Source organism: Streptomyces sp. NPDC101152 (assembly GCF_044768275.1).
Taxonomy (GTDB): Bacteria; Actinomycetota; Actinomycetes; order Streptomycetales; family Streptomycetaceae; genus Streptomyces.
This window is the reverse complement of record NZ_JBIWPO010000100.1, coordinates 1-10,383: the sequence shown is the minus strand read 5'-3', so window position 1 is coordinate 10,383 and position 10,383 is coordinate 1. Positions and strand designations below refer to the sequence as shown.

10 protein-coding genes are annotated in these 10,383 nt (G+C 68.1%); 5 read left to right on the top strand and 5 right to left on the bottom strand.

The window, feature by feature from the left end:
• The 4 genes from ACIRVK_RS44375 to ACIRVK_RS44360 form a co-directional block, all read left to right on the top strand.
• A partial coding sequence (locus tag ACIRVK_RS44375) for a transposase (RefSeq protein WP_404257684.1) occupies nucleotides 1-102 on the top strand: 102 nt, incomplete at its 5' end.
• Nucleotides 103-291: 189 nt separating this feature from the next.
• Nucleotides 292-678, top strand: coding sequence for a hypothetical protein (locus tag ACIRVK_RS44370; protein ID WP_404257680.1), 387 nt, complete (start codon nucleotides 292-294; stop codon nucleotides 676-678).
• 227 nt (nucleotides 679-905) lie between these two features.
• Nucleotides 906-1,706 (top strand): transposase family protein, encoded by an 801-nt coding sequence (locus tag ACIRVK_RS44365; RefSeq protein ID WP_404257682.1) that lies wholly within the window; start codon nucleotides 906-908, stop codon nucleotides 1,704-1,706.
• A 219-nt stretch (nucleotides 1,707-1,925) separates the two neighbouring features.
• Nucleotides 1,926-2,834: a TolB family protein gene (locus ACIRVK_RS44360; protein WP_404257678.1), complete on the top strand. Its 909-nt coding sequence runs from the start codon at nucleotides 1,926-1,928 to the stop codon at nucleotides 2,832-2,834.
• A gap of 46 nt (nucleotides 2,835-2,880) precedes the next feature.
• On the opposite strand, the gene ACIRVK_RS44355 is transcribed toward ACIRVK_RS44360, so the two are convergent.
• The 5 genes from ACIRVK_RS44355 to ACIRVK_RS44335 form a co-directional block, all read right to left on the bottom strand.
• Entirely contained in the window at nucleotides 2,881-3,444 is a 564-nt protein-coding gene (locus ACIRVK_RS44355) for a hypothetical protein (protein WP_404257676.1), read from the bottom strand.
• Nucleotides 3,445-4,191: 747 nt separating this feature from the next.
• A complete protein-coding gene (locus tag ACIRVK_RS44350) occupies nucleotides 4,192-5,379 on the bottom strand; it encodes an ABC transporter ATP-binding protein (RefSeq protein WP_404257674.1) in 1,188 nt (395 codons plus the stop codon).
• 89 nt (nucleotides 5,380-5,468) lie between these two features.
• Complete coding sequence (locus ACIRVK_RS44345) at nucleotides 5,469-6,302, bottom strand: carbohydrate ABC transporter permease (RefSeq protein WP_404257672.1); 834 nt, start codon at nucleotides 6,300-6,302, stop codon at nucleotides 5,469-5,471.
• A complete protein-coding gene (locus tag ACIRVK_RS44340; protein ID WP_404257670.1) occupies nucleotides 6,302-7,255 on the bottom strand; it encodes a carbohydrate ABC transporter permease in 954 nt (317 codons plus the stop codon). The genes ACIRVK_RS44345 and ACIRVK_RS44340 overlap by 1 nt, the downstream gene beginning before the upstream one ends.
• A gap of 58 nt (nucleotides 7,256-7,313) precedes the next feature.
• Nucleotides 7,314-8,543 carry an ABC transporter substrate-binding protein gene (locus ACIRVK_RS44335; RefSeq protein ID WP_404257668.1) on the bottom strand — a complete coding sequence of 410 codons (1,230 nt, stop codon included), beginning with the start codon at nucleotides 8,541-8,543 and terminating at the stop codon, nucleotides 7,314-7,316.
• A 357-nt stretch (nucleotides 8,544-8,900) separates the two neighbouring features.
• Here ACIRVK_RS44335 and ACIRVK_RS44330 point away from each other — a divergent pair, with 357 nt between their 5' ends.
• Entirely contained in the window at nucleotides 8,901-9,746 is an 846-nt protein-coding gene (locus ACIRVK_RS44330) for an RNA polymerase sigma factor SigF (protein ID WP_404257667.1), read from the top strand.
• Nucleotides 9,747-10,383: the final 637 nt, after the last annotated feature.

The window sequence follows — 10,383 nt, the reverse complement described above, 5'->3', positions numbered from 1 at the left end:
CACGGGCACCTGTGGTCGCCCTCGTACTTCTCCGCATCGTGCGGCGGAGCACCGCTGGCGATCGTCCGCCAGTACATCGAGCAGCAAAAACGTCCACTCTAACGTGCACATCAGAGCAGTCCTGAGATGCATTCATCCCCGGCGTGAACACCGGGGCTTTCTGCAAGAGTCCCGGTAACGCATGGAGAACCTGTCCGGATCGGGAGATGGCAAGCAACGGCTGTCCGCGATAATAGTTGCGCCGTTGCGCAAGGCAGCAGCGGCATCCGCACGTGAAACGGGGAGTCACGCATGGCCACCACCTACCGCCACCCCATGAAGGGCCGCGCGGCAGCGCTGCTCCTGACGCTGCTGCTCGGGCTGGGCCTGACGGTGCAACCGACGTCCGCCGCGACCGACGCGCAGCGGCGGGCGACGACGGCCGTCACCACCCAACGCACCGGGTACGCGTCGCCGGACACTGTCTCCGACCTCAGCCTGCGCCGCCACGCGTCCCGGCATCGCGCCTCGTCGGCTCGGTTCCGCACCTCGAAGACCAGGAAGAAGAGCGGCTTTTTCAAGAAGCTCGGCATCTTCCTCCTGGTCATCGTCATCCTCATCATCCTCGTCGTCGCCCTGCTGGTCTGGTTCCTGGTCAGGCTCGTCCGCCGGACCTTCGCCCGCGGTGGCCGGCGCTAAGCCGGCCGCCGGACGTGCAGTCCTGAGGTTGGCGCGCATCACCGGTATCGCCCCTCACTGAGCCTTTCCCGGTAAGCGCCCGTCGCTCGCTGTGATCGCGAGGCTGGCGCTGCCGCCCGTGCGGTCCCCAAGTCCGGGCAGGCGTAAGGCCCCTGGTAGGAACGATCTTGCGAAGGAAAGATCCGACCGAGGGGCCTCACGTGCCGATCAGTGTCACATACACCGCGGTGCTCGATGTGAAGCGGTCCACCGCCGAGCACCTGGCCCGACTGCTGCGCGATCACCGCATCGTGGCCGGAACCCGCAAGGGCAGGCGTGCGCTGGGCTGTTTCCGTCAGGCGGTGCTCGTCCTGTGCTGGTTCATCGACGGCACTCGTCTTTCCCAACTCGCCCGCGACAACGGCCTGTCGGTCTCCACCGCCTACCGCTACCTCCACGAGGGGCTGACCGTTCTGGCGGCCGGGGCACCGGACCTCGCGACCGCCCTGGAGCGCGCGAAGGCGGCGGGACTGACGCATCTGAACCTCGACGGCACCGTCATCCGCACCGACCGCGTCGCCGCCCCCGGCCCCAACGGCGCCGACCTGTGGTGGTCCGGAAAACACAAGCACCATGGCGGGAACGTGCAGGTCATCGCCACCCCGGACGGCTGGCCGATCTGGGTCTCACCGGTCCGCCCGCGCCGCGAGCACGACACCACCTGCGCCCGCCACCACGGCCTGATCGACGCCCTCAACCGGATCGCCGCCGAGCTTGACATGCCGACCCTCGTCGACCTCGGCTACGAGAACGCCGGCGACGGCTTCCGCCACCCGCACAAGAAGCCCGCCGGAGGCGAGCTGACCGAGGCCCAGCAGACCTACAACAAGGTCATCCGCGGCATCCACGGGGTCTGCGAGCGCGCCAACTCGCTGCTCAAGACCACCTTCAAGGCCCTCCGCCGGGTCAGCCTCGACCCCAGCCGCATCACGAAGATCGCCGCCGCAGCCCTCGTCCTGCTCCAGATCGAGTACGACCGCACCATCTGATCAATCACGCAACGCCATGATCCATTACTGACAAAGGCTCACTGTGTTACGGCCCTGTGACGCCGAACGGACGATTCGAGGATCATGGCTTGGCAGGCTCGGCTTGGAACAGAGCGGCAGGGGGTCGCGTGGTCTCCAGCGACCAGGACAACCGGAGCGGCTCTGCCGTACATGCACCGTTCCGACCTGACCTGTCGACGTTCCTGGGGGAATTCCGTCATGACCATCCGGACCCGCACCATGGCCGCCGCCATCGCAGTGGCCGCGGCCGTCACCGGCTCGGCGCTGCTGGGCGGCTCAGGCGCCGCCTCGGCCGCCACCAGCGCAGCACATGGCACCTTGACCGTCAGCAACGGCACGAAGTACGTGCTGATCGGCGGTCACAAGGTGAACTTCGGAGTGCCCGTCAGGGACCTCGCCTGGTCACCGAACGGTGCCAAGGCCGCCTTCATCGACGGCTCAGGCAACCTTGACATCGCCAACCCCGACGGCAGCGGGCGCATCGTCGTCGCCAAGAACCCCGGAAACCAGAACTGGTCCCACCCGACCTGGCAGGTGACCGCGAAGGACACCCAGAACGGCATCCCCGCCAAGGACAACCTCATCTTCGCGGCGCGTGCCAACAACGTGTCCCGGCTGAAGTACATCTCCGCCAAAGCCGTCCACGGCACGCCCAAGACCTTGTCCCTGTACGGCGACCCCGGTCCGGGCGGTGCGCTGCCGCAGACCGGAAACGTCTGGCCGAACGCCGCCGGTCACTACGGCACGTCGGTCTACGCCAACGACCACACCGGCGACGTCTACATCCGTGACGACTACCTCCGCCAGCAGGGCGGCAAGCTCACCCAGGGCTCCGAGCCGGCCCTGTCCCCGAGCGAGGAGGAGGTCGTGTTCGTGCGCTCGGTCGCAGGCCACGACCACGTGCTGGTCGAGGACCTCATGCACGGCAACCACATCAAGGACCTCACCCCGCACGCCACAACCGACTACACAGAGCCGGCCTGGTCGCCCGACGGCAAGACGCTCGCGGTGCGCACCCCGTCCGGCACGGTGACGCTGCCGGCCGACGGCACGGGCCACCCGGCCAAGGTCACCTCGACGGTCGGCCTGGCGGCGTACCGCCCCTGACCACGGCCTATGGGACGGGCCGGGCGCGTCCAGGGGGAAGTGCCGGTCACTTCGCCGTCCGGGCGAGCTCGGCCCGTAGTTCGTCCAGGTGCGCGTCGGCCGTGTCGTGCGGCAGGAACTCGACGACGTCGAGGAACCGGAAGAGCACCCGGCTGCCGGTGACGGCGTACTCGTACTCGCCGAACCCCACCACCGCGCCCATGGCGCCCCGGGCGACGCCCCGCACCACATGGGAGGTCATGTCGTCCGGCTCCGCCGCCGACGTGCCACGCCGGGCGTTGGGCCGGGCCAGATAGGGGCACACCATCGAGGCATACAGCATGCACGCGCGGTGCCCCGGTCCTTCCAGGGTCGGTGCCAGATTGCGGTAGGGCCGCCCAGCAGCCAGCGCGTCCCCGATCGCCGCGCTCTCGGCGGCCCCCACCACACGCCACACCGGGCCCTGGGGCATGCCCTGGTTGCACACCGAGCACAGACGCTTCCGCGCGCATGCGGCGCTGCGCTCGTAGTCGGTCAGCGCGAACTGGGGCTCCTCCCCTTCCCAGGGAGTGATCGCCGGTACCGGATAGCCACGAGCGTCACGGGGCCGTGCCTGGACCGCCGCCGGCATGGGCACACTCTCGAATCGCACAAGCCATGCCTACCAGCCCCACCGGCTTCCGGCCAAGGCAACAGGACGGACACCGGGTTTCGAGATCGGGAGCGCCCGGTGCCATGGGTGCTCCCGTCCGAGGCATCAGCCCTTCCCCTGGGGAAGGGCACACGGGTGTCAGGTGTGGATGGCGTACAAATGACGGCGAGATGCCACATTCCGAGCTGATGCCGATCGGGGGTCTGCGCCCGGCGCAAGGGCCCGACGTCCTGCGCGTTGCGGTTCTCCGCCGCCACCGGGTTCGCTCCTCCCCCTGCCGAAGCAGACCCGATCACCGCCTACCGCTCCTACGACGCCGACCGGTTGACGCGGGCGACCGCACTGCGTCAGCTCCGCGAGATCGCCATGCCACGCCCTTCGGTCAAGGCGGCCCTCGACACCGAGGCCGACGAGGCGGCAGGGCTGCTCGCCGATGACGTGCCGAGAGCGCCGGGGAAGCGGCCGCGGCACCGCAGAAGGCTGGTGTCGTCAGTCGGGCTCGGTGCCAGGGTGCCCGGTCTGCTGATCGCCACGCTGAAGGGGCCCGTCCTGGCGGGTGCGCTCGAGCAGATGACCGCACCAGGTGCCGACGTTGGGGGAGGCTTGGGCGATCCAGTCGTCAATGTGGTCGCGGATGCCTCGGCGAGGTCCGGTTCAGGAGCTCTGTCGGTTTCGGGCAAAGGCGCCTCCTTGGCCCGTGGCGTCGCCGGGCGGCCCGAAGGATCGTCAGGCTTCGCTCTCGGGATGGGTGAGGTTCGTTCCGGTCGCCGGGTCGAAGACGTGCGCCTTCGCCATGTCGACGAGCAGCTCCACCGGTGCGCCCTCGCGGGCGCGCGTGGCGGCGTCCAGGCGGGCCACGATCTGCTGGACCCCCGCGCCGGTGTCGCGCAGACCGGAGTCGGCAGCAAGTTCCTCCAGTTCCGCGGTAGTCGCGGATCCGCCCTCGGCGGTGAAGTACACGTACGCATCGGAGCCCAGCGACTCCAGTACGTCCACATTGGCGGTGAAGACAGGGCCGCCCCCGCTGGGTCGAGCCGACAGGGCTGCGTCCTCGAAGGCCTCGGGCCGCAGGCCGACGATGACCTCGCGGGGCGCGTTCTGCCGTTCCAGTGCCTGCCTCGTACGGTCGTCGAGGGGCAGGTCGCCCACGGGCGAGCGCAGCACGCCGCCTTCCAGGGTGGCGTTCAGGAAGTTCATCGCCGGGGATCCGATGAAGCCCGCGACGAAGAGATTGCGCGGCAGGTCGTAGAGCTGTGCGGGCGTGCCGATCTGCTGGACCAGTCCCTGCCGCATCACGACAACACGGTCGCCGAGGGTCATCGCCTCGGTTTGGTCGTGGGTGACGTACACGGTGGTCGTGCCGAGACGCCGTTGCAGGCGGGAGATCTGAGTGCGCATCTGCACCCGGAGTTTCGCGTCAAGGTTGGACAGTGGCTCGTCCATCAAGAACGCCTTGGGATCGCGGACGATCGCCCGGCCCATGGCCACCCGCTGGCGCTGGCCACCGGAGAGGTTCGCGGGTTTGCGGTCAAGGTGCTCGGTGAGGTCGAGAATCCTCGCCGCCTCCTCGACCTTGGAGTTGATGGTGGCCTTGTCCACCTTTGCCAGCCGCAGGGGGAAGCCCATGTTCTCGCGCACGCTCATGTGCGGGTACAGGGCGTAGCTCTGGAACACCATGGCGACGTCGCGCTCCTTGGGAGCGAGTTGATTGACGACCTGGTCACCGATGCGCAGGGTGCCTTCGGTGATGTCCTCGAGTCCGGCGATCATGTTCAGGGTGGTGGACTTGCCGCAACCGGAAGGTCCGACCAGGATCACGAACTCGCCGTCGGCGATGTCGAGATCCACGTCCTTCACGGCAAGGGATCCGTCGGGAAAACGTTTGGTGACTCCCTCGAGGGTGATCTCGGCCATGGTGGTGCCTCCTTGCCTTCATGCCTTGCGGGTCCGGGTGTCGCGGTCGGTGTCCGCCGGCAGCGGGCTGCCCGTCGTGGTCGGCCCGGTCACCCCTTCACCGCCCCGGAGGTCAGTCCGGCGACGATCCGCCGCTGGAAGAACAGAACGAAGATGATGATCGGAACGGTGATCACGACAGCGGCGGCGGCAATGGACCCGGTTGGCTGCTGGAACTGCGAGCTTCCGGTGAAGAAGGCGATGGCGGCGGGCACCGTGCGCGCGGCCCGGGTGGAGGTGAGCGAGATCGCGAACAGGAAGTCGTTCCAGCAGAAGATGAAGACGAGGATGGCGGTGGTGAACACGCCCGGCGCGGCCAGCGGCGCGATGACCAGCCGGAAGGCCTGTGCGGGTGTGGCCCCGTCCACCTTGGCGGCCTTCTCCAGGTCCCATGGGATCTCTCGGAAGAACGCCGACAGGGTGTAGATCGCCAGCGGCAGGGAGAAGGTCATGTAAGGGATGATCAGTCCCACCCAGGTGTCGAAGATCCCCAGGATGCGCTCGATGTTGAACAGCGGGGACACCAGGGAGATCGGGGGGAACATGGCGATCAGCAGCGACATGCCGATGAGGACCCGCTTGCCGGGGAACCGGAGCCTGGCCACCGCGTAGGCGGCCATGGTGCCCAGCACCACTGCGATGACGGTGGAGATCAGGGCGATGCCGATCGAGTTGATCAGTGCGCGGGTGAACTCGGAGGTCTTGAAGATGCCCCGGTAGTTCTCCCAGGTCCACTGCCGGGGGATGTAGTTGCCGTCGGTGAGCGTGCTGGGCGCCTTGAACGACAGCGCGGCGATCCACCACACCGGGAACAGGGCGTACAGCACCACCACCACATTGACGACGCCCCAGCGGGTGGCGTGCGTTTTCCCCACTGCGGCCATCAGCGTTTCACCTCCGCGCCTGGTGCGGCCGCGCCGAAGAGCTTGACGAAGGTGAAGGCGATGATCCCGACGGCGATGAAGATCAGGACCGAGATCGTCGAACCGATGCCCAGGTTCAGCGCGGTGAACAGATTGTCGTAACCGAGGATGGACACGGAGCCCGTCTCATGGGCGCCCGAGGTCAGGATGTAGATGTTGTCGAAGATCCGGAACGCGTCCAGCGTGCGGAAGAGCAGCGCCACCAGGATGGCCGGTTTCATCAACGGCAGCATGACCTTGAAGAACCGCTGCCAGGCGGTGGCGCCGTCCACCATGGCCGCCTTCAGCGTTTCCTCGGGGACCAGCGCGAGCCCGGCGAGCAGCAGGAGGGCCATGAACGGGGTCGTCTTCCACACCTCGGCCAGCACGATCAGCCACAGGGCCGACCACTGATGGGTCAGTGGGGCCGATCCGCTGGGCAGCAGCCCCGCGAGGTAGCCGAGTTGCGGGGTCCAGGCGTACTGCCAGGAGAAGGCGGCGACGACGGTGACGATGCCGTAGGGGATGAGGACCGCGGTGCGTACGGATCCGCGACCGAAGATCGTGCGGTGCATCACCAGAGCCAGCCCCATGCCGAGGACCAGTTCGATGGCCACGGACACGCCGGTGATGAACAGGGTCACCCAGAAGGCCTGCCACCAGAACGAGGAGGACAGCACCGCGCCGTAGTTGCTCAGGCCCACGAACTTCGCCTGTGCCGGGAAGCGCAGGTCGTAGCGCTGCAGGGACAGGTAAATGGCGTATCCGATCGGGTACGCGGTCACTGCGACCATGACGATCACGGCCGGCGAGCAGAGCAGCCAGCCGAGCCGCCGCTCCTGTCTGGCGCCGGCCGAGAGCGCCGCCCGGTCCTGCCTTGCCTGCTTCGTCTCAGGTGGCGGCGGGGCTCCGGCCGGTTCCGCCTGCATGCTCATCGAGGGCCGCCTGAGGAGGAGGCCGGCACTCGGGGGTGCCGGCCGAGGGTGTGGTGGTTCACGGGATCACTCCCTTGGATTGCAGAGCAGCGTCGATCTGGTCCCTGATGGTGGCCACCGAACTCTCGGGCTTGATCCCGGAGGGCGGGGACAGGGTGTGGGACACGGCGATCGACACGTTCTGGTAGGCAGGGGTGAGCGGGCGCACGCTCGCCGCCTCCAGGGAGGCCAGCACGTCCTTGGCGAAGGGATACGCCTTGATGAACGGCCGCTCGTCGTACAGGCCACGCAGGGTGGGCGGCAGGCCGCCCACGAGCGCGGCGGTGAGCTGGTTCTCCCGGTTGCGCAGACACAGGGCCGCCTCGAAGGCCAGTTGCGAGTGGCGCGAGTAGGCGCTCACGGCCAGGTCGATGCCGCCGATGGTCGGCCGTGCCGGTCGGTTCGCGTCGGCCCTCGGGTACGGCGCCCAGCGGAAGCTCTTGAACAGTGCCGGATTGTTGGCCTTCATCGATGGATACACGAACGGATAGTTGAGCTCGAACGCGGCACTCCCGGACTCCATGGCGAGACGGTTCGCGTCTTCCGTCTGGTTGGACAGGGAGGGGTCCGCGGCCACGGAATGCGCCAGGTCACGCATGATCGCGGCGGCCCGCACGGCGGGCGCACCGAGAGACGGCTTTGTCGCTGCCGGATTGAGGATGGAGCCGCCCACGCTGTTGATCAGCGTGTTGAACCAGACGGTCAGGCCCTCGTACTGGGCACCCTGGATCTCCACATAGTGCGGCTTGCCCTGCCGGGAGAGGTTACCGGCCATGGCCAGCATCTCGGCCCAGGTCTTGGGCGGGGTGGGCACCAGGTCCTTGCGGTACCACAGGAGCTGGGTGTTGGTGTTGTACGGGACGGCGTACAGCTTGTTCTTCCAGGTCGAGGTCTGCAGCGGTACGCGCAGGGTGCCCTCGGTGGCACGCTGCTTCGCCGCGCCGGTCCACTCGCGGATCCAGCGCGCCTCGGCGAACTCCGCCGCCCAGGTGACGTCCAGCCCCAGGATGTCGAGCGAGTGGTCGTGGGCCGCAAGCCTGCGGACGAGTTGCTGGCGCTGGCCGTCGGCGGCACGGGGGAGCTTGTTGTAGCTGATCCTGTAGCGGCCGTGGGACGCCTGGCTGCACCGATCGGCCGCCTTCTGGAGCGCACCGGAGTCGTCGGGGAAGTTGTACCAGTTCAAGGTGGGTGGGCCGGACCCCGCCCCGCTGCCGCACGCCGCGAGCGTCGACGCCAACAGGGGCAGCACCGCAAGGGTCCGCAGCCATGGCATCCCCCCGTGGGGGCGCCTCCGGACCGGAAGGGGCCGAAAGCCGGGCCTCGCGTCCACGCGCTCACACCTCGCTGCCGGGTCGGCGGTCACGGGAGTCGGACCCCGCAGCCGTTCTCTACCCCACGAACGCTAACCATTACATAGAGCTACAACAAGCACATATACGGCAAATGGTTGATACGGGTAGTTACCGATTCAAGGGCCAGCGACTTCACGGACCGTGACGGCGGACATGTACGCCGGAAGGTATGCGCGGCGAATGTGCGGGTAAGCGGCCCCTGACCGGCCTGCGTCTCCAGCAGACAGGCGACGGACGTTCGGGAGGGAAACACCATGGCGGCAGTGAGCACGGTGAAAGCAGACACGCACATGAGGGAGCTGCCGGAGCTCACCGACCCCTCCAAGGTCGCCCCGAAGGACGCCCGCACTCTGACAAGGTTGTTCTTCGACCAACTGGCGGTACTGGAGGAAGGCACGCCCGAGTACCAGTACGCCCGGAACACCCTGATCGAAATGAACATGTCCCTGGTGCGCTACGCCGCGGGCCGGTTCCGCAGCCGCGGGCCGGAGGAGATGGAGGACATCGTCCAGGTCGGCATGATCGGCCTGATCAAGGCGATCGACCGGTTCGAACTCACCCGTGAGGTGGAGTTCACCTCCTTCGCCATCCCCTACATCGTCGGCGAGATCAAACGGTTCTTCCGCGACACCACCTGGGCCGTCCACGTACCGCGCCGCCTGCAGGAGGCCCGGGTCCAGCTGGCCCGCGCCACCGAGGAACTCCGCAGCCGCCTGGGCCGGACTCCCACGGTCCGGGAACTGTCCGAGCTGATGTGCCTGCCCGAGGAAGAGGTCACCGAGGCCCGGCTGGCCGCCAACGCCTACAACTCCACGTCCCTGGACGCCACCATCAACGGCACAGAGGACGGCGAAAACGCGCTCGCGGACTTCATCGGCACCGACGACGCGGCCCTCGAACTGGTGGAGGACTTCCACGCCCTCGCCCCCATGATCGCCGAACTCGACGAACGGGACCGCCGGATCATCCACATGCGGTTCGTCGAAGAACTCACCCAGGCACAGATCGGCGAACACCTCGGCGTCTCCCAGATGCACGTCTCCCGACTGCTCTCCCGCACCCTCACCCGACTGCGCGAGGGCATGCTCACCGCCGACTGACACCCCGCCTGCCGGATACCGTGGCGGCAACGGTGGGTTGCCCCATGCCACCGGTCACCGGTCCATCGCGCGGACGGCACACGCGACAGTGACGCAGGCGGGTCGTCACCGCGCCACCTTGCAGCTACCCGATGACCGTCGCCGCGAAGGCGCTCGCCGTCCGCGACCGGGCCGAGGGCAACATCCTCGACCCGGTCGCGCATCCGGGAAGGCGGCTTCGCCCTCCGCGCCAACCAAGCGACCTGTAGTGGCTCGGCGATCGCTCCCGGACGAACCCGACGTCACCTGGCGCACGAGCCCCTCCACCAGGCCGTCTACCCGCCGCACCGCGGCGGCCTGGAGCGCGCGGCCAGCACCTTGCGTACCGGCCGACCCGCGCGTCGGGGTCGCCGGCGCGCTGTTCGGTTCATCGACCCGGGAACGCTGATCAGACACCGCCCGGCGGAGGTTGACGACCGCGCGGTCGCCGGGCGCTGGAAGGCGAACTCATCGTCGGCACCGCCAACCGCTCCGCAATCGGAACCCTGGTCGAAAGCACCACCCGCTAAGTGGTCTGCGTCGTAAGTCCTTCGGGGGTTGATCATGCGGCTGGGGCGGCGGAGGATTCTTCTGGGTGATCGGTGGTGTGCCGGTCGAG